This is a genomic window from Gelidibacter salicanalis, from assembly GCF_007997285.1.
GTDB lineage: Bacteria > Bacteroidota > Bacteroidia > Flavobacteriales > Flavobacteriaceae > Gelidibacter > Gelidibacter salicanalis.
The window spans coordinates 380,345-401,268 of the sequence record NZ_VORX01000002.1 but is presented as its reverse complement, the minus strand read 5'-3'; the positions used below and the strand labels follow the sequence as shown (position 1 = coordinate 401,268).

General features: G+C 37.5%; 16 protein-coding genes and 1 tRNA gene. 6 read left to right on the top strand and 11 right to left on the bottom strand.

Features of this window, described 5'->3' with window-relative positions:
- Window positions 1-2 precede the first annotated feature (2 nt).
- Together gmd and ES711_RS04825 are read right to left on the bottom strand one after the other, a co-directional pair.
- The gene (gmd, locus tag ES711_RS04830; protein WP_146890776.1) at window positions 3-1,118 is read right to left on the bottom strand and encodes a GDP-mannose 4,6-dehydratase; all 1,116 of its coding nucleotides are present in this window, start codon (window positions 1,116-1,118) and stop codon (window positions 3-5) included.
- A 169-nt stretch (window positions 1,119-1,287) separates the two neighbouring features.
- Window positions 1,288-1,842 carry a transcription termination/antitermination NusG family protein gene (locus tag ES711_RS04825; protein ID WP_146890773.1) on the bottom strand — a complete coding sequence of 185 codons (555 nt, stop codon included), beginning with the start codon at window positions 1,840-1,842 and terminating at the stop codon, window positions 1,288-1,290.
- A 571-nt stretch (window positions 1,843-2,413) separates the two neighbouring features.
- On the opposite strand from ES711_RS04825, the gene ES711_RS04820 reads away from it, so the two are divergent.
- From ES711_RS04820 to ES711_RS04795, 6 genes are all read left to right on the top strand, one after another.
- The gene (locus tag ES711_RS04820) at window positions 2,414-4,618 is read left to right on the top strand and encodes a T9SS type A sorting domain-containing protein (protein ID WP_146890772.1); all 2,205 of its coding nucleotides are present in this window, start codon (window positions 2,414-2,416) and stop codon (window positions 4,616-4,618) included.
- Window positions 4,619-4,813: 195 nt separating this feature from the next.
- Window positions 4,814-5,101 carry a hypothetical protein gene (locus ES711_RS04815; protein WP_146890769.1) on the top strand — a complete coding sequence of 96 codons (288 nt, stop codon included), beginning with the start codon at window positions 4,814-4,816 and terminating at the stop codon, window positions 5,099-5,101.
- 1,204 nt (window positions 5,102-6,305) lie between these two features.
- Window positions 6,306-6,590: a hypothetical protein gene (locus tag ES711_RS04810; protein WP_146890766.1), complete on the top strand. Its 285-nt coding sequence runs from the start codon at window positions 6,306-6,308 to the stop codon at window positions 6,588-6,590.
- A 58-nt stretch (window positions 6,591-6,648) separates the two neighbouring features.
- Complete coding sequence (locus ES711_RS04805; protein WP_146890763.1) at window positions 6,649-7,773, top strand: hypothetical protein; 1,125 nt, start codon at window positions 6,649-6,651, stop codon at window positions 7,771-7,773.
- Between the two features lie 54 nt (window positions 7,774-7,827).
- Complete coding sequence (locus tag ES711_RS04800) at window positions 7,828-8,871, top strand: nucleotidyltransferase family protein (protein ID WP_146890760.1); 1,044 nt, start codon at window positions 7,828-7,830, stop codon at window positions 8,869-8,871.
- 69 nt (window positions 8,872-8,940) lie between these two features.
- Entirely contained in the window at window positions 8,941-9,498 is a 558-nt protein-coding gene (locus ES711_RS04795) for a hypothetical protein (protein WP_146890757.1), read from the top strand.
- A 1,147-nt stretch (window positions 9,499-10,645) separates the two neighbouring features.
- On the opposite strand, the gene ES711_RS04790 is transcribed toward ES711_RS04795, so the two are convergent.
- The 9 genes from ES711_RS04790 to murD form a co-directional block, all read right to left on the bottom strand.
- Window positions 10,646-10,719 (bottom strand) — tRNA-Arg (locus ES711_RS04790).
- A gap of 46 nt (window positions 10,720-10,765) precedes the next feature.
- On the bottom strand, window positions 10,766-11,215 hold the full coding sequence (locus ES711_RS04785) for a GatB/YqeY domain-containing protein (RefSeq protein ID WP_146890755.1): 450 nt from the start codon (window positions 11,213-11,215) through the stop codon (window positions 10,766-10,768).
- Window positions 11,216-11,677: 462 nt separating this feature from the next.
- Window positions 11,678-13,585: a cell division protein FtsZ gene (gene ftsZ, locus ES711_RS04780; RefSeq protein ID WP_146890752.1), complete on the bottom strand. Its 1,908-nt coding sequence runs from the start codon at window positions 13,583-13,585 to the stop codon at window positions 11,678-11,680.
- A gap of 79 nt (window positions 13,586-13,664) precedes the next feature.
- Window positions 13,665-15,008: a cell division protein FtsA gene (gene ftsA, locus ES711_RS04775; protein ID WP_146890749.1), complete on the bottom strand. Its 1,344-nt coding sequence runs from the start codon at window positions 15,006-15,008 to the stop codon at window positions 13,665-13,667.
- A gap of 3 nt (window positions 15,009-15,011) precedes the next feature.
- A complete protein-coding gene (locus ES711_RS04770; protein ID WP_146890746.1) occupies window positions 15,012-15,731 on the bottom strand; it encodes a cell division protein FtsQ/DivIB in 720 nt (239 codons plus the stop codon).
- A complete protein-coding gene (murC, locus tag ES711_RS04765; RefSeq protein WP_146890743.1) occupies window positions 15,721-17,073 on the bottom strand; it encodes a UDP-N-acetylmuramate--L-alanine ligase in 1,353 nt (450 codons plus the stop codon). The genes ES711_RS04770 and murC overlap by 11 nt, the downstream gene beginning before the upstream one ends.
- 40 nt (window positions 17,074-17,113) lie before the next feature.
- Window positions 17,114-18,226, bottom strand: coding sequence for an undecaprenyldiphospho-muramoylpentapeptide beta-N-acetylglucosaminyltransferase (murG, locus tag ES711_RS04760; protein WP_146890740.1), 1,113 nt, complete (start codon window positions 18,224-18,226; stop codon window positions 17,114-17,116).
- Between the two features lie 66 nt (window positions 18,227-18,292).
- Window positions 18,293-19,486 carry an FtsW/RodA/SpoVE family cell cycle protein gene (locus tag ES711_RS04755; RefSeq protein WP_146890738.1) on the bottom strand — a complete coding sequence of 398 codons (1,194 nt, stop codon included), beginning with the start codon at window positions 19,484-19,486 and terminating at the stop codon, window positions 18,293-18,295.
- Window positions 19,487-19,523: 37 nt separating this feature from the next.
- Window positions 19,524-20,855, bottom strand: coding sequence for a UDP-N-acetylmuramoyl-L-alanine--D-glutamate ligase (gene murD, locus ES711_RS04750; RefSeq protein ID WP_146890735.1), 1,332 nt, complete (start codon window positions 20,853-20,855; stop codon window positions 19,524-19,526).
- Window positions 20,856-20,924: the final 69 nt, after the last annotated feature.

Genomic DNA, 20,924 nt, shown 5'->3' with positions numbered 1-20,924 from the left:
AACTATTCAAAATAATTTAGCGTTTTATGGCCGCCTTCTTTTAAATAATGCTCCTTCTGCATTAATTTCACATCGCCCTTCATCATGTCCTTTACCAAATCCTGTAAATCCATTTGCGGTACCCAACCTAATTTATTTTTAGCCTTAGACGCATCACCAATTAAAAGGTCCACTTCTGTAGGTCTAAAATACTTAGGGTCTACATTTACCACTTCTGTTCCAATTGGCAACTGAAATTTATCGTTATGACAAGCGGTTACAAAGGCCTTTTCTTCTACGCCAACACCTTTAAATTCGAGGTCCATACCTACTTCTGCAAAGGCCATTTTAATAAAGTCGCGCACAGTAGTGGTTTTCCCTGTAGCAATTACCCAATCTTCAGCCTCATCTGCCTGAAGGATCATCCACATCATACGAACATAATCCTTGGCGTGACCCCAATCTCTTTTAGCATCCAAATTTCCGAGGTACACTTTATCCTGCATGCCCAAGGCAATACGAGATACCGCTCTCGTAATTTTTCGAGTTACAAACGTCTCTCCTCTAATTGGCGACTCGTGATTGAACAAAATCCCATTGCACGCAAACAAATTATAGGCTTCACGGTAATTGACCGTGATCCAATACGCATACATTTTAGCTACTGCATAGGGTGAACGCGGGTAAAAAGGGGTGGTTTCCGTCTGTGGCACTTCTTGTACCTTTCCGTAAAGTTCAGACGTAGAAGCTTGATAAATTCTAGTTTTTTTCTCCATCCCTAATAAACGGACGGCCTCCAAAATTCGCAAAGTTCCTAAACCATCAGTATTCCCTGTGTATTCTGGAATCTCAAAGGATACACTCACGTGGCTCATCGCCGCCAGATTGTAAATTTCATCTGGTTGGACTTCCTTAATCAGTCGAATTAAGTTTGTACTGTCCGTAAGATCTCCATAGTGAAGGAAAAAATTACGATTTGTCTCGTGCGGATCCTGATACAGATGATCTATTCTGTCCGTATTTAGTAAAGACGACCGTCTTTTCACCCCATGGACTTCATAATTTTTATTCAATAAAAACTCGGCTAGGTATGCACCATCTTGCCCTGTAATTCCCGTAATAAGTGCAATTTTTTTCATTTCAATATTTGTTTATAGAACTTTTAAGCTAAGCTACGGCTTCGCCACTGCCAGTCCCAAAATTTATTAGAACTGTCTGATATTTATATAACTAACACCAATACGCTGGTGTGAAGTTTAAGCGCAAAAAGATGCAAAAATACAACTATTTTTTAATGCTTTACCCATTCTAACTGATTTTCAACTTTACCACATAGCCTAATTTATGCAGCACCACCCAACATTGATTACCGGACACATATTTAACGGTTCCCTTTTTCTCCTTCATTCCAAACGCTTCTAAATCAATTTCCTGACCTACCCCAATTTTTTCTGTGGACACTACCTGTTGTTCATTTTTAGCAATATCTAGTAATAAATCCACCTCATCCGTGGGTACTATGGCAGGTTTTCCCAGCCAAAACAGATACCTTAGGGCACCGCTGACCACAAAAACTTCGGCACGTTGCTTTTCGGGAATATTTATAAGGATCATTGAAGGCAATAAGGGCACGCGGACTTTTTTCTTTCTATCGCTCCATTGTCGGACTTCAATACGAGTAGGACAACACACCACAAAGTGCATCTGTGAAAGCCGTTCTGCCACTTTAAGTTCAAACTTTGGTTTTGTAATTAAAACGTGCCAAGCCATAAGTTGTAGGAATACTATTAAGGATTTGAGACTACAAAGTAAACCAATCCCTTTAAAACAGCCAATTAAAAGCCGCAATACTTTAAATGCCATCACCTTCAACTATACTGGGATAAAGCAAAAGTTTAAAAAATGGCAAATGATCAGTTACAAACAAATTAGGATATTCTATCCTTTGAAATAAACCAATTTCAATGATAATTAGCTTTAAAGGCTTATGGAAGAAGCACTTTTCTCTATTAATTGGACATTTTTTGTGCTATTTTATCATAACTCTATATCCTACATCCTAGTTCATACAATCTAAAAAATTCTATCGTTGGCTAGAGACGAATACTGCGCAAGGCCTCACTAAAGTCACCTTAGCAAGCTTTTCTAGTGACATTTAATTACAAGGAGCCCTCCATTAAATAGATGAATGTTTTGTGCCTCAAAACTTCTGATATTTAAGCACTTTAGTATTTCAACGATTATTTATCCCTTAGGGCTTGAGTATTTTTTCAATTTCACATTAGTATATAAATTTATAGCTGGCTTTTATGGTAAATCTTTAAAAATCAAGAATTATTGGTGAAGCTAAGACACGTATTTAATAAGCGTTATGTCGTGCTAATAATAATTAGTTTCATAAGACAGCCTAAATCGCATTATAAATTTAACAACTATGGCAAAACTCTACATTCTATTACTTACCCTATTCACATGGCAGCTTGGGACTGCGCAATCGGATGTTGCGGCGATTAGGATTCCTGCTAATACTACTGTAACAGCCGTTGGTGTTTCTGCAATACCGTTAGTACGAGGGTCGGGCATTTCAAAACCGAGTACACAAACTAACATCGGTTTTATTTCGAATGGATTTGATAGTGCTACTTTAAATGAAGCAATTACCAACAATGATTATATTGAGTGGCAGGTTTCTGCAAATTCTAACACTACAGTTGACATCGATAGAGTGAATTTGTCAATTTCACGACAAAATAAAAATGCATCGACAAAATTTACAGTACGCTATACTACCACAAATAATTGGAGTATTGGGGTAAATAGCTTTGGTGAAAAAACACATGGCGGAACCACTGTTAATGAAATATTTGAGTTAGTTGCACCAACGGCAATTACCTTATCAGCAGGAACTACGCTTACCTTTAGATTATATGCGTATGGAGGGTCTACTAATCAACGTTATGGTATTGGTCAACTTGCAGAGGGTTCTTCAGCTCTGACATCCGATCGGATAGGAATTCTTATGAAAGGTACGGTGACAAGTGAATTTCCTACTTTAAGTTATACTAACGGAGTTTGGTCACCGTCTGCACCAAGTAGTATTACTGCAAATAATCCTGTAAGTATAAATTCAGGCACCTATACTATAGGCGCTAACAATGGTGCTTTGGATATTGTTGTAAAAGAATTAAGAACGGCATCAGGAACTAAAGTTGTCATCCCAGCTAATGGAAGTCTCACTATTGCCGGAACTGTTTTTATTAACAATGGATCAGTTGAACTAAATTCTACGTCTACAAATTACTCCAGTTTAATTTATAAAGGTGCTATATATGAAGGTGGCGTAAACAGTGTGGTTTACAAACGTCATGTCAATAGTTATGCCAACAACAATGACCTCATTTCTCCTATTTTAGAGGGTCAGAATTTTGAACTCTTTCGTGCCAATAATACAAATATTCAACCTTTAGCCAACAGTACTTTGTTGTTTGGGCCTTTTAATAAAGATACAGGCAAGTATGAAACTTGGTCTACAACAGGGAATACGGTGTTAGACCCTGTTACCGGGTATCGTGCAGCATCTACTGATAACGCACCATTTATTTTTGTTGGGAAGCCTGTTTTAGGAGACATTACCAAAGATTTGCGTCACAGTTCCGCGTATGCCAGGTGGAATTTGGTAGGAAACCCTTATACCGCATATATCAATGCTAAAGAATTTTTAGAGTTGAATGGAGCTGTTTTAAGTGATTCAGAAGTAGCTATATATGGCTATGATGGTAATGCCTCCGACGGTTGGGTAACCTGGAATTTAAACAATGTAACCAACAATGTAGCTCCGGGTCAAGGGTTTTTCATCTCCGTCCCAACTGGAGGTGGACAAATTAAATTCACCACCTCTATGAGACGCATAGCCAATACAGATGACTTTATTCAAAACAAAAATGCAAACACGAATAGCGCGCACGCTGCCATACAAATTAGTAGTGATTCAAGGATGTTTACAACGGAATTTTATTTTAATGATCACTCCACAAAGTCCTTGGACAGAGGTTATGATGCTGCGATATATAACAGAAAAGCACCCAATTTCGCAATTTTCTCGCATTTAGTTGAAAACAATGCCGGATTAGATATGGCCATTCAGTCATTAGCATACGCTGATCTTGATTCTGAAGTTTCCATACCTTTAGGTATTAATGCAACTAAAGGACAACAAGTTACTGTAAGCCTTCACAAAAATGAATTGCCAGAAGGAACGGAAGTTTATCTTGAAGATAATGTTGCTAATATATTTACACCATTACATAGTGCTGATTACACATTTAGTGCACAAACAAACATCACCACTATCGGACGCTTTTTTCTAACCTTTAAACGCACGACATTAAGCGTTGACCCGGAAATTAAAAGTGGACTTCATTTGTATGTATCAGATAAAATTGTAGTTGTAAAAGGAATTTTAGAAGATGCAACGCTTGCTAACGTTTATGATATACAAGGTAGAGTTGTTAAGACAGTGCATTTAAAAGGACAAACCAACAGTAATGATATTAATTTATCCCAAGCCGATGCGGGTATGTACATTGTAAAACTCTCAAATAGGACTCAAGAAAAAACACAGAAAATAATCTTAAGATAATGTATTTCAAAACTAAGAATTTAAAAAATAAAATGTTAAAAACATTTTGATCATTTTCTTTGGTGACGACCTGGATAATTCGAATTATTATAATCAAAACAGGACGAAAAGAACATTTAATTAACAAATTCTCAGTAATAATTAACAAAATTGAATATTCATTAGTATATTAACATTAAATTTTATAATTAAAACATGAAAACTAACATTACCGATGAAATTACAAGAAAAGAAGCGTTACTGCGTTTGGGTAAATATGCCGCATTAACGGCTGTGGGAACATTTTTAATTTTAAATCCTAAATCAGCTCAGGCACAATCCATACCTGATCCAGGTAATAGACCAGCCGGACCTGCTAATACTGATCGAATTGAAAATGAAGAAATCTGGCATAATAATAACAATCAAACGAAACCTGGGAAACCTCATAAACCTGGGAAACCTTATAAACCTGGGAAACCTGGTAAACCTGGGAAACCTTAGAAATAATGTATGAGCGTTTTTTTATAGAATATTTTAACAATACAGTTGCACCCAATTCACTTGGATAATGAGATCGTTAATGTATTTAATGATTTATGAAAACTTCTCAGTTCCATATTCTGGCACTACTATAAAAGGATTTTTAGGGGTTTATTTGTGGATTTACATAATCTTTTCCTATTAGAAATATTATTGAGACAGATCACGTAGTGAAAGTAGCGCCTTCATCATATACACCGCTATATCGCTTCGTTGTAAATTCTAGTATTCCAGTTCCATGACAATTTTTTCGGATACTCTTACCTATAATCTCTTAAGTTAATAGGGTCAACTATATAAGTATAGTAGTTCTAGAGCAGTTATCCATTCCGATTTTCATGAAACTGAAAAATTACTTATCAGTAGTGGAACCCTTCAATAATTAATTACAATATGCCTCAGAGCTCTGACTTTGACATCTCAAGGCAAAAAATGATCAGGCTTCTTCCATTTAGAAACCGAACTTATCTACCAGAAAAAACCGCAAAAGTTTTCAATACCTTCAAGGGCAATTTGCCTAACAGTCCACTAATACAGTCTACAGTTCTATTGTAGCGGAATGCCCCTACGATTTTTAAAAAGCAAGAAGCTACTAGGTCAAAAGCGCCTCGGCAATTATTATCAGGTGTTCGCTGCATCATAGGCTTTTGAAATTTATGTTTTAGCTAATCGTTTCATATTCTTACAGACAAAAATTAAGTTGGTATAGCTATTGACTTGCGTATATCCAGTAAGGAAACGAGACATAAACTATGAGAGTAACGCTATCCTGATTTTTATACGTCCCTTACCACGACCACCTCCAAATTACTAATTATTTGTGAGCCCAGATAATTCTTGATGTATGACGTATTTCTGTATCATGGTTACTCAATTAAAAACGCGACATGTTAGTATACAAACAATTAGAAAGCGGATTTAAGAGGAACCGCACTAAAATTTTATATAAAGTAATCTTGTATTTACATCTAGCAAGCACATGAAAAAACAAGAAAACTTTGAGATGAAATCAGTGCTTTTGGGGTGTAAATATTGGAATAAATCATTGAAATATGCATTTCAACAAATATCTATTCAGTACAACGTTGATTTTCGAATACATCTAAGCATACCTCTACTTTTGCAGCGTGCTAAAAAAGCCACGCCCCCAAACCACCTACCTATCATGAATACACAACACCCTAAAGAAGTTATCAGCAGAAAAGAAGCCTTGCAACGCATGGGTAAATATGCTGCCTTAACAGCTATGGGTACTTTTATAATTTTAAATCCCAAGACAGCTCAAGCGCAGTCACCTGGTAATAGACCAGAAGGTGGCGACAACTTTAGAGAACCTTCTGCTTCTGGCTCTTCTGGCAACAAGGGCAACGGTTTAGGCCAAGGAAATGCTTATAAGGATAAGGATAAGACAAACCCTAAATTCTTTACTGACAATGACATCTGGAATTAATTGAGACAAATAGCTACCGCCACCCCCATACTTAGAAAATTATAGTATATTGAGCGCTATGGCAGCTCCAAGGTATATAGTGAAATTAGAAAGCAATTATGTGTTATGGTTTGAAAAATCCAATCAATATGTTGTTGTTTCAGAAATGATTAAAGATTTGCTAGAGGTGTTTTTACTAATCCCTAGCAAATCTGAGTTTATAGCCGTGTTGGTTGAGCAACATATAGCAGATAATCAAGCAACAGCCTTCTACAACGAGATAAAAGGCTTATTGGAAGACGCAAATACCACGGCTGAACTTCCCTCTACGATATCCCCCACGATAGCTATTACTTCCCCAAAGATGGTTAGACAGTATCAATTTGGAACCAATTCCATTTCTGTCAATTATGGTTCATCGGATATTGAAAATCTAATTCATCCACAATGGGCGCATGCTGCGGGTGTCTCTCATAAAAACACTTCTACAACCTTCGATCTTTTTCAGGAAGGAGAGCAGTTATATCTCTTTAAAAATGACCTTTATATTGGCACGTATAGAGAATCCGATTACCATTTATTACAAGGACAATTTTCATTTCAACTCATCAATGCTCTTTATCAAAAAGTGGAATCTGATTGGATTGCGACATTTCATGCTTCAACGGTTTGTAATGATGAGGAAGCCATCATGATAATTGGAGCTTCAGGAAACGGCAAAAGCACCCTTTCTTCCGTGTTAATGGCTGCTGGTATTGATGTATTAGCCGATGACTTTACACCTTTGTTGGCACAGAACAAGGAAGTTTATCGGTTTCCTTCAGGAATTTCAGTAAAAGAAGGGGCCTTTAAAATGTTGGAACAACTCTATCCTGATTTTAAATGCTACCCATTGCACAAGAGCACGTCTAAAGATGTAATTATCAAATATATTCCTCCCATTAAAACGCTTGGTGAGGGCATTACACATGTGCCGTGTAAAAAAATTGTGTACGTGAAGTATGATCCCAATGCGACATCAAGTATAAAGCAAATTAGTACGGAAAAGATTTTAGAAACCCTGATCCCAGAATCATGGTTATCACCTTTGGCGTCCAATGCCGAATTATTTTTAGAATGGCTCCAAGATCTTAAAGGTTACGAATTAATTTACTCTGATAATACCATGGCGGTATCAAAGTTTAGAGAGTTATTCAAAGTGTGATTGCTTTCTTTACATTTCAGTTGACTACATTTGGATACAGATTAATTTCATATTTTGGGACATTCTTTAACACACATCACTTTACAACACATTTCGAACATCTTAAGTTTTCAGGACAATAGAACGATATTGGCAACCGAATTTGATGCCCTAGCTGTCGATTGGGATAAGGTGGTAATGCTTGCAAGCCAACATTTGATGCTGCCTGCGCTTTATTATCAGCTTCATAATAAAGATTTACTGACCCATATTCCTCCAGACTTAGAACTTTATCTGGAAGAAATTTCCAATATTAATAGCCACAGAAATCGAACCTTATTAGAGGAAGCCCAAGAAATTTCTGTTCTATTTAATGAAGCTGGTATCGATCATGTCTATATTAAAGGTGTTGCGGTTATTGCTACAATAGCATCAAAAGACATTGGAGCTCGTATGGTGGGCGATTTGGATATTGTAATTGCCCCTCATCAATTACATGCAGCATTTGAATTATTGCAGAACCACGGTTACACTGAAACAATCGAATTTAATTATGTTAATGAAAACTTCCGCCATCTTCCCAGACAAATTAATCCCGAAAAAATGGGTGCTGTAGAATTGCATTCAGAAGTTTTGGTCCATAAATACCGTACACTACTTAAAGTTGACGATCTCTTAAAACAGAAGTGTGCCACTAACGGGATATATATTCCCTCTGAAGAAGACGCCATACTGATAAGCATTTACACTTCCCAAATCAATGATCACGGCCATTTGTTTGGAAATTTAAATTTTAAACCAATTTTTGACTGCTTACTCTTCGGGCTTCACAACAAAATACCATTTCTTAATAGGATAGCTGTTATAAAGCAATGTCATTCATTCTTGGAACTGGCAAGTATTTATTTTCAGGAATTAAAACCCCAGCATACAATAGAAAGTTCTAAACGGATAAGATCTTACTATCACTTTAAAATAAATCATCCCAAAATTGGGCGATTTTATCAACACACACTTTATAATCTTCATGATCTCTTAAAGCGCATAAGATTGCTGGCTTACAACAAGAGCTACAGGGCTCATCTATTTCATAATAAATTAAGACACAAAAAACCTTAATATTTAAAAACTTGTGGGAAATACTTTGCCATATTGAACTAAAGCATTATTTTTGGCCAAAGAATTATTATGAAGAAATTACTTATTATTTTGCTGGTGACTACTTTTGGATACAATGCCCAGGCACAAGAGTTTGAAGATAGTTGGCAGATTAATGCAGGATTTAATACTGTAGGCAATCTTGGTACCCAAAATCCATTGGAAAGACTTGATGAATTTGGATTTAGAAATCCTTTTATTATTGGGATTGAGTACAGATGGGCACAGGAATTCTCTATAGAACAAGATTTCAGCCTTAACGGTTTTAAAAAAGGTGTCTATTTGAACGACGGAATTCTAACGGACAACTTGACTTATTTTTCCACGAACACCACTGTAAAATGGTTCTTTTCTGATTATATTTATAATTTAGATGAATTAGAACTATATATTGGTGGCGGCGTTGGATTGTTTCATATGGACGAATTAAATACGTCAGGTAATTTATCTGGAGGTATTCAATACTGGATCAATGACAATTTAGGGATACGTTTACAAGCGATTGGAAAATTTGCAGTAAATCATAAAGACCGTCAGTATGCCAACAACCACTGGCAGCATGCGTTACAAGTAGTGTATAAATTGTAATAATTTGCAAATTGAGATGGCAACTTTGTCTATCTTTAATTTAAATAGCTTAACAAAAGAGACCTTAAACACATAAGGTCTCTTTTGTTTTTTGGCCGATTCTGTATTAGTACTTCATTCCATTTTATTCCTCAAAATGTATTCAACTTTTTGGGGAATATGTAATTGAATTAGATGTTGATTCTCACATTAATATTCGTGTTTTAGGACGAGTTTCCCATCCGGCATACATTACTTAATTCTGATGCTGAACTATTCAAGTCGACGTCTATTTCCTACTCCAAAAAACCTTCAATCATTTAGGTCACTTTGGTGCTTATTTTATCAATTCTAATTTAAGCTTAAAACCATCAAGTTTATTATAGGTACCGCAAACACTATTTAATGCGAAGACTTCACTCAATACCACAATAGCCCGATTGTAAACGAAAAACATAGCAGATGTTCTTCTTCCGTACTTCAGCAACTGTGGTAATGCTACAGAACATTTCTCAAGTTTTTACAATTCCAATCTGGCAGAGACAGGAGTTGATCGTCTAAAAGTATATCGCAAATTCAAAAAAAAACCTCAAAGAACCCAAATTTAAAAGCATAGTTTGGGTAAGCCTAGAATTAATTTCAAAGAAATAATTTTAGTCTATCTTAACATCACTAAGATAAATATATAGGCGATATTAAATATTTTAAAGCTCGCCACCTATTGATGAAAGCTGCTATCGTATTAAACAGGTTCACGGGATCCTAAATAGAAATGAAGGCTCTTCAATGCTTATCCTCAACCTTTGGGATATTTTCTTGCAAAGCTGCTCGATTAAACTTAATGAAGCAGGAATTATGATCCCAAAGCGTTCCGCTTTGAAAGTAGTTTAAACGAAAAAACGCTCAAGCATCCTAGATTAAAAGGGATTGTAGATCCCAAAGCGTTCCGCTTTGAAAGTAGTTTAAACGAAAAAACGCTCAAGCGAGCTTGGCCAAAAGGATTGTAGATCCCAAAGCGTTCCGCTTTGAAAGTAGTTTAATCGAAAAAACGCTCAAGCGAGCTTGGCCAAATGGATTGTAGATCCCAAAGCGTTCCGCTTTGAAAGTAGTTTAAACGAAAAAACGCTCAAGCGAGCTTGGCGTTTTTTCTTATTAAACTACTTATTCGTGACCACGGAGGGATTCAAACCCCCGACCGCTGGAGCCGAAATCCAGTGCTCTATTCAGCTGAGCTACGTGGCCTAATATTCCTGCAATAGCAGGAAACTCTTTATAATGCTAAATCAATTTAAGCCAATTTAGCCTTTACTAGTGTAGAAATCGTTTTTCCATCCGCTTGACCAGCGAGCTTTTGGTTTACAATTCCCATAACCTTACCCATATCTTTCATTCCCGCTGCTCCTGTACTAGCAATCGTTTCTAAAACTACTTGTTCAATTTCAGCTTCACTTAACTGTGCCGGTAAAAATTGGCTTATTATTTCAGCTTGTGCCAACTCAGGTTCAGCTAAATCATTTCTATTCTGTTCCGTATAGATGGCAGCACTATCCTTGCGTTGTTTTACCAACTTAGACAGAATTTTAATCTCTTGTTCCTCAGAAATCTCTTCTTTTGAACCGGTTTCTGTCTGTGCCAACAAAATTTCAGATTTAATAGCTCTTAACGCGCCCAAAGCCATTTGATCTTTACTCTTCATGGCTGCTTTCATCGCAGTCATTAAATCGTCTTGTAAACTCATAGTTGATTTTTTTGCTGCTGCGAAGATACTAAAAAGTAAGGAGTGATATGCAACCGCGTGATAGGATTCTTCTAAAAATGATGTAAAAATTTATATTGTTGTCCGATAAAGAATCAAGACCGCTCACGCTTCTAGAATCAAGAATAAAGACTTGCTTGCAACGAACTGACAAACAGCGATCATTTAAATTAAAATTATATGATCTCACTCGGTAGAAATAGTTTCTATAAAGCAAGGACTCATTTAGGAAATCAACTTAGGCCTCTTGTTCTAAATTAGTTTGTCAATTAGGTTTTATTGGACACTAATGAAAAATTTTATAGTTTTAAATTGTAGTATGACTACGACGCTTAAATTATCTAAGTCATAGCATTGATTATCAACCAGCTTCCTTCTTAAAAATGAAAAAACCCGAAAAGAAAGTATATTTTCGGGTTCTTAATTAAAAAAAGAAGATTGCTATTAATCTACGTTATCATGCAGAAAAGAATTGTTGCTTCTTAACTGTATATCATCATTATCATCTGTACCTACAGACATTCTTGAGCTATTGAGTTCAGTGGAGTGTCTTCTCTCATCTAAATGTACCCCCTGACGTTTATAGGCAGGTTCTTTTTCAATTTCATCAACCTTTGCAGAATTGAATTTATAGTTAAAATCTTTCATTTTGCGTCTTCTCTCGTCAGCACGTTCCTTTAACATATCTGAAATTGGACTGTTCATCGGATCGATTTCTTCTGAGGCAGCAGTTTCTTCTGGATTCTTAACAACTTTTCTTTCAAAAACGATGTCTTCTTCCATCTCTAATTTATGCTTCGTTTTCGTTTTATTTAAAGACGACTCGTAAGTGGTAACGTCTTCTAAAGCATAGCGTTTCTCACCATTTTCAGCCGATTTCTTAACTGACATGATTTCCACATGGTCATTTACTTTGATGTCTTTAGTGGTTTCATCTAAATCAAAAAGAACTTTTTTTTCTTTTTTTGGTGTCTCTTCTACGTTTTGATTGAACAAGGGCAAATCAAAAGTTAAGGTAATTTGCTGTTCCTCTTCAAAAATATCCTTTGGCGTTTCAGCTTTAAAAGGCTCAATTGGCGTGATGATAAAATCGTCTTCTGCTTCTTCCGCTGCGCTGTCTAAAACTTCATCATATACCACATTTAAGTTTTTGATAAATTCAGTTGTCGGAATCAGATTCATATTTAAATCCTGTTTTTTTTCCTCTTCTACCAATTTATGCACAACCACCTGCTCTACTTCCTTTTCGAGAACGATTTCTGGTTTAATGATTGCAGGCTCGCGCTCTTTAACCTTACTATCAGCATTATCATCTTCTAAGGCGTGAATGACTTTTTTTGTTTCTGTATTTGAAATCTCATCCTGTTGTTCAATGTCGAATCCTGTAGCAATAATGGTTACAGAAATTGATTCTTGCAACGATTCATCCTCGCCTACACCCATAATGATGTTTGCGCCATGTCCTGCTTCATTTTGAATATGATCGTTAATCTCTCCAATTTCATCAATAGTAATTTCCTGAGCACCAGAAACGATGAGCAATAATACGTTTTTGGCTCCTGTAATTTTATTATCATTTAATAATGGTGAGTCTAAAGCTTTCATAATGGCTTCCTGCGCACGCGTTTTGCCTGATGACGTGGCAGAACCCATAATGGCAGTTCCACTATTACTCAATACCGTTTTAGCATCGCGTAAATCGATGTTTTGGGTATAATGGTGCGTAATAACCTCAGCAATTCCTCTTGAGGCCGTTGACAATACTTCGTCAGCCTTAGAGAATCCAGCTTTGAATCCTAAATTACCATATACTTCCCGTAATTTATTATTATTGATCACCACTAACGAATCACAATGGCTTCTTAAGGTTTCAATTCCTTTTTGAGCTTGTTCATTCCGTGTTTTACCTTCAAACAAGAACGGCATTGTAACGATTCCGACGGTCAGAATTTCCAGTTCCTTAGCCATTTTAGCAATGACGGGAGCTGCTCCAGTTCCTGTACCACCACCCATTCCGGCAGTAATGAAAACCATTTTTGTGTTGGTATCCAGCATACGGCGAATATCTTCCAAACTTTCCAGCGCAGCCTGCTCTCCTACTTCAGGATTTGCACCGGCTCCGAGGCCTTCAGTTAAGTTAACTCCCAACTGAATTTTGTTTGGGACACCACTGTTGTGTAGTGCTTGGGAATCTGTATTACAGATGACGAAATCAACACCTTTGATTCCTTGTTGAAACATATGGTTAATAGCATTGCTTCCGCCGCCACCGACTCCTATCACCTTAATGACGTTGGATTGGTTTTTTGGCAAGTCGAATGCGATATTTCCAAATTCATTTTTATTGCTCATAATGTTTTGGGTTTTTCTGGATTCTTTATTAATTTTTGTAATTTCTTGTGGACAGTTATAATTCTGTCGCTTTATTTTATTATTCGGCGTTGTCTAAGAAATCCTTGACACGCTCCGTCAATTTGTCTAAAAATGTACGACGCTCTTTTTTTGGCGGCGGTATCAATGCTGGCTCTTCTTCAATCTCTGGGGTTGCTGCTTCCGTATTTTGATGGTTCTCATCTTCTATCCGGGCCGCAGCTCTTTCAATACGCTTGCGTTCTTGGCGTTTTAAACCATCCATCACCAAACCTACTGCCGTAGCATACAAAGGGCTGGCAATTTCTTCATCACTATCGCCGGCTAAATGCTCATTAGGAAACCCTATTCTGGTATCCATCCCTGTGATGTACTCAACCAATTGCTTTAAATGCTTCAGTTGCGCACCTCCACCGGTAAGAACAATACCCGCAATCAATTTTTTCTTTTGCTCCTCGTGACCGTAATTCTTTATTTCAACATACACCTGTTCCACAATTTCCACCACACGGGCGTGAATTATTTTTGACAGATTTTTAAGTGTAATTTCTTTAGGTTCTCTCCCTCTCAATCCCGGAATGGAAACAATTTCATTATCCTTATTCTCTCCTGGCCACGCTGAACCAAATTTTATTTTTAGTAATTCGGCTTGTTTTTCAATGATGGAACAGCCTTCTTTGATGTCTTCCGTTATGACGTTACCTCCAAATGGAATGACCGCGGTATGACGAATAATTCCGTCTTTAAATACGGCTAAATCTGTAGTTCCACCCCCTATATCGATCAAGGCCACACCCGCTTCTTTTTCTTCTTGACTTAACACCGCATTTGCTGAGGCCAAAGGTTCTAAGGTAATGCCTTCCAGTTCTAATCCGGAGCTTTTTACACAACGTCCAATGTTTCTTATTGAAGACACTTGCCCTACAACCACATGGAAGTTAGCTTCCAAACGGCCGCCGTACATCCCGATAGGTTCTTTAATTTCGGCTTGCCCATCAATTTTATACTCTTGGGGCAATACATGGATGATTTCTTCACCAGGAAGCATCACCAATTTATGTACTTGATTGATTAAACGATCAATATCTTCTTCATCAATTACCAATTCAGAATTGGCCCGAGTAATGTAATCACTGTGCTGCAAACTGCGAATATGCTGACCAGCAATGCCCACGGTAACTTCCTCGATCTTTTGGCCACTTTCAGCTTCAGCTTCTTGAATTGCCTGCTGAATAGACTGAATGGTTTGGGTAATGTTGTTGACCACGCCTCTATGTACACCTAAACTTTTAGCTCTACCAATCCCTAAAATTTCGGCTTTGCCATAGTCATTTTTACGACCGATCATAGCAACAATTTTTGTTGTCCCGACGTCTAATCCTACTGAAATTTTATTATTCTCCATCCTTTACTTTTTGGTACATATGACCTGTTTATCAAATCTGAGATTGACGGCGCTATAACTGTTTAACGAGCCATCTTTCATTGCTTTTTGATAAAAAGCCTTAAGATTATTAATCTTTTTATCTAATTGGTCTAAAGACCCTAACTGCACTTTAAAGTCATTCAACCTTAACTTGAGATCAATGCTTTTGTTTTCGTTTTGATGTATCTCTGTGACGTGTTTTCTTAAGAAATCGTCACTTTGTACTTTTTGGGCAACATAAAACACATTATACAACTCATTTTTAGTTACAAAACCTGTTACTAAAGGCACTCTTGAACTGTAATTTGTTGACAACGGCATGTAAGTGCCTTCATCATCAATATAGTAAGAGGCATTTGTACTCACTCTCGCAATTGGTTTCTTTTGTTCGATTTCAGCAGTCAATGTGCCATCAACGTTGATGTACACTTGGGCTTGCTTAATCATGACATTAGCGTTCAGGGCAGATTCCAAGTCGTTCAAATCTATAATTTCTTTGGTCATATTAGAAACACTCTGCTGATTTACTATTAACAACTTACTAACAGTTTCGTGGGTTACGAATAAATTTTCATCACCCAGAAATTTTATGTTTGGCTCACTCACTTTCCTGGCCGAATTCCTCACTGAAGAAAACGCGAAAAGAAATGCTACCAACATCAGCAATCCTATGACTTTTATATAGTTATAATTAATTTTCAAGTTCTAATCCTTGTTTTATATGTTTTACTTGTTCTCCAATATCTCCAGCGCCAATAGTTAAAATCACAAACGCATCTGAAGCTTTGATTTCTGATAGCAACGCCGATTTCTCAACTAACTTTTTACTGTTATTTTTAATTTTCTTCAACAACCATTCTGAAGTAATACCTTCCATCGGCAATTCTCTTGCAGGATAAATATCTAACAACATCACTTCATCAAACTGCGATAAACTTTTCGCAAAATCGTCCGCAAAATCACGTGTTCTACTAAACAAATGCGGCTGAAAGACAGCCAAGACTTTTCTACCTGGATACATCTCTCTCACGGCATGGTGTACCGCATTAATCTCTTCAGGGTGATGGGCATAATCATCAATAAAGACCACATTGTCAGTTTTTAACTGGTAGGTAAAGCGACGTTTCACCCCTTTAAACGATGCTAAAGCCTTGACGAGCTGCTGGTGAGGGATACCATATTCTACAGTCATCGCCAAGGCCATTATAGCATTCGACAGGTTATGTCTTCCCGGTAGGTTAAATTTAAAATTATGTAACGTACCCGTTGGTGTTTTCAGGTCAAATTCATAACTACCATTGGCAATTTTAATATGTTGAGCGGAATAATCCGCGTCATCTTCTATACCATAAGTGATCCCTTTTAATGGCAAACCATTTTTAACGAATAATTTGCCGCCTGGCTTCAATCTTTTGGTAAAGTCTATAAACGATTTTGTCAATTCTTCAGGGGCTCCATAGATGTCGAGATGATCCGCATCCATAGACGTGATGCCCGCCATATCTGGGGAAAGGGTTAAAAATGACCGATCGTATTCATCGGCTTCCACCACTGTAACGTCCGTCCCATTCAAGATAAAGTTAGAATTGTAATTCTCACTCACACCGCCTAAAAATGCGGTCATAGGAACATCACACGCTTTCATTAAATGGCCCAAAATACTCGTTGTGGTCGTTTTACCGTGCGTGCCTGCTACCGCAAGGCAGAAGGTGTTTTTGGTGATTTCTCCCAGCACCGCCGATCGTTTTAAAAGCTCAAAACCTTGATCTTTAAAATAATTATATTCTATATGGCTCTGAGGAATTGCCGGCGTGTAAACAATCAGCGTACGCTCTTTGTCTAAAAATTCTGTTGGAATACTGGCAATAGCATCTTCAAAATGCACGTATACACCTAGGTCTTTCAATGCCTCAGTAATTTCCGTTTTGGTTCTATCATATCCAGCCACCGACTTGCCTTCTGCTACAAAATAGCGCGCAAGGGCACTCATTCCGATGCCTCCGATGCCGATGAAATATACGTTATGTACTGATTTTAAATCCAAGATCTCTTTATTCTATGTTCTCTATTCTATTCTCTTTATTCTATATTCTCGAAGACTTCAACAATTTCTCTACCTCATCCACAATATCATTGGTGGCATTTACCAATGCCAATTTTTTAATGTTGGTGCGCAGTTGTTGTTGCTTCTCTGACGAGCTGACCAATTGCGTGAATGTATTTTCAAAATCTACCGATAAGTCGGCTTCTTTAATTAACAGCGCCGCATCTTGATCTACTACCGCCATCGCATTTTTAGTTTGATGATCTTCAGCAACGTTGGGTGACGGAATAAATATCACTGGTTTTCCCACCACACACAATTCGGAAACAGAACTTGCGCCCGCTCTAGAAATGATAAAATCGGCCGCTGCATAAGCCAAGTCCATAATATTTAAAAAAGCATGAACCTGTACATGTTCATGACTATTATATGTTTTATAGGTATCATAATATAACTTGCCACATTGCCAAATGACCTGAACATTTTGGGTTTGGAAAAACTCCAATTCCTGTTCTACCAATTCATTAATCCGTCGTGCTCCTAAACTCCCGCCCAAAACCAACAAGGTATATTTCCCGTGATTTTGTTTAAATGCCTCCTTGCCTTGTATCGATTTTGTATCAATCTGCAACAAATCCTGCCGGATTGGATTGCCCGTTTTGATCAATTTATTCTTTGGGAAAAAGCGTTCCAACCCATCGTAAGCCACACAAATTTTATCAACCTTCTTACCCAGTAATTTATTGGTAATCCCTGGGAAAGAATTCTGCTCCTGAATTAAACTAGGGATGCCTTTAGAAGCGGCCACTTGCAATAATGGTCCACTCGCAAATCCGCCAGTTCCTATAGCCACATCAGGCTTAAACGCTTTCACAATTTTTCGTGCCCGCATTAAGCTAACAACCAGTTTCGCAGGAAAAGCAAGATTCTTCAACGTTAACTTACGTTGGATACCTGAAATCCATAAACCTTCAATATCATATCCGGCTTGTGGTACTTTTTCCATTTCCATCCGATCTAAAGCACCCACAAATAGAAACTTCGCATCCGGAAAACGCGATTTCAACTCATTGGCAATAGCAATAGCAGGATAAATATGACCTCCTGTGCCGCCTCCTGAGAGAATGATATGATATGGTTTCTTTTCTGTCACTACTTTACTGATTTATATACAAAAATCTCTTCTCTATTTTCTCTTCTCTCTTTTCTATGATCTCTCCTAAATCGCTTCACTCAATATTTCTAACGGATTATCCAATCCTTCTTCTTGTTCTTTTAACTCCTCTCGCTTGGCGCTCACACTTAAAATAATGCCAATTGCCAAACAGGTCATCCAAATAGATGTTCCACCACTACTGATGAGGGGCAAGGTTTGTCCTGTAACCGGAAAGAGTTCTACGGCAACCGCCATATTTATAAACGCCTGAAATACGATAGGCAATCCAACCCCCAAAACCACTAATTTCCCAAAGACCGTTTCTGATTTTTGGGCGATGATGACAATTCTGAACAGCATCCAACAATAAACTGTCAAGATGACCAAACCACCAATTAACCCGTATTCTTCAACGATAATGGCGAAAATGAAATCGGATGAGGATTGGGGCAAAAAGTTCTTTTGAACACTCTTACCTGGGCCCAACCCTGTAATTTCGCCCGTAGCGATCGCTATTTTTGCTTTTTCAATTTGATAATCCGCTTCAGTGTCTTCACCGTTGGAAAAATTTTCGATGCGGCTCATCCAGGTATCAATACGATTGGGCATCACCTCAGGAAAGGCTTTAGCAGTCAACACAAACAATGCCAAGACCACCATTCCAGTTCCAATAATCACCGCTAAATATTTTATTGGGTATCCGCCAATAAAGGTTATCACCATGACCATGGCGAACATGATTGCTGCGGTCGAAAAGTTAGCGGGAAGGATTAAAATTAACACAAAGAATACCGGAAGCCATAAGGGCAAAATAGATTCTTTAAAAGTGATGACTCTATCCTGAATTTTTGACAGATAACGTGCCACATACACCATTAGCACTACGGCGGCGAGGGTGGAGGTTTGAAACGACATCCCAACAATCGGTATTTGAATCCACCGGCTTGCATTTGCACCGTCAATGGTAGTGCCTTGAAACATGGTCAACACCAATAAAATTAATACGATAGGTAACATGACAATGGAGAGGCCCTTAAAATAACGGTACGGCACCCGGTGAATGCCATACATGATGGCAAACCCAAGAAACAAATGCATAAAGTGCTTTACAAAAAAGGAAAATGTACTGCCTGAACTCGAAGTATATGCCAGATTACTAGAAGCGCTGTACACCGGAAGAAATGAGAAAATTGCCAACAATGCGACAATGGCCCAAATCAATCGATCTCCTTTTATATGTGATAACAAATTATTCATAATTCTAATTCTGCCTTTTGGGCAGCTTGATATGGTATTACAAACTTCTTACGGCATCTTTAAATTGACGCCCTCTATCCTCATAGCTTTCAAACAAATCAAAACTTGCACAAGCTGGCGATAACAACACCGTATCTCCAGTTTCAGCGAGTTTATAGGCAATTTTAACAGCCTCACTCATAAATTGCGTCTCCACAACCGTATCTACCATTGTCCCGAAGGTCTCCATCAGTTTTTCATTATCCACACCAAGGCAGATGATGGCTTTTACTTTTTCATTCACAAATTGAAATAATTCTTTATAATTATTTCCTTTGTCAACACCGCCTACAATCCAAATTGTTGGCGACTCCATACTTTCTAGCGCATAATAGGTAGCGTTCACGTTGGTTGCCTTAGAATCATTGATGTATTGTACTTTATTGATTTTTAAAACATGCTCCAAACGGTGCTCCACACCTTGAAAATTCTCTAAGCTCTCACGAATGGTCTGCTTTCTGATTTTCAATAGATGAGCAACAGTTGAAGCCGCCATTTGATTTTTAATGTTGTGTTTACCCTCGAGGGTTAAATTGTTTGTTGGCATAATTATTTGGTTATTATCTATCGTTATTTTTATCTCTTCTTTATCTAAATAGGCGCCATTTTCGATCGTTTTAGTCAAGGAAAAAGGCAATAATGTGGATTGAACTTTATTTGATTTGAGCCAGTCGTTAATCACTTCATCATCGGCATCATAAATCAGATAATCATCTTTGGTTTGATTTAAAGCAATTCTAAATTTGGAGGCGATATAATTTTCAAACTTATAGTCATAGCGGTCCAAATGGTCTGGCGTGATGTTCAGTAAAATGGCGATGTGCGGTTTAAAATCGACAATATCATCCAACTGAAAACTACTGATCTCCAAGACATAATTTGGGTAATCCTGCTCCAAAACTTGTTGCGCAAAACTTTTACCAATGTTGCCCGACAATCCAACCTCTAATTCTTCTTTCAGAATATGATGGATCAGTGTTGCCGTTGTTGTTTTCCCGTTGCTCCCGGTTACACCAATAATATTAGCCTTGGTGTATTTGGCTGCTAATTCAATTTCTGAAACAACTAAAATTCCCTTATTTCTGATCTGTTTTACTAAAGGTGACTTATCTGGAATCCCAGGACTTTTCATCACGAGGTCTGCATTCAGGATTTTTGCTTCCGTGTGGTGCCCATCTTCAAATTCAATTTCATTATAGTTAAGAACGTCTTTGTACTTGTCTTTAATTTTCCCCTTATCGGAAAGGAACACGTCGTAACCTTTTGCCTTTCCTAAAAGCGCCGCTCCGACACCGCTTTCTCCACCCCCTAGAATTACTAGTCTTTTCATTTATGATTTTAGATTTACGACTTTTGATTTACGATTTACGATTTCGAAATGTTTTGATAGAGGCCACTA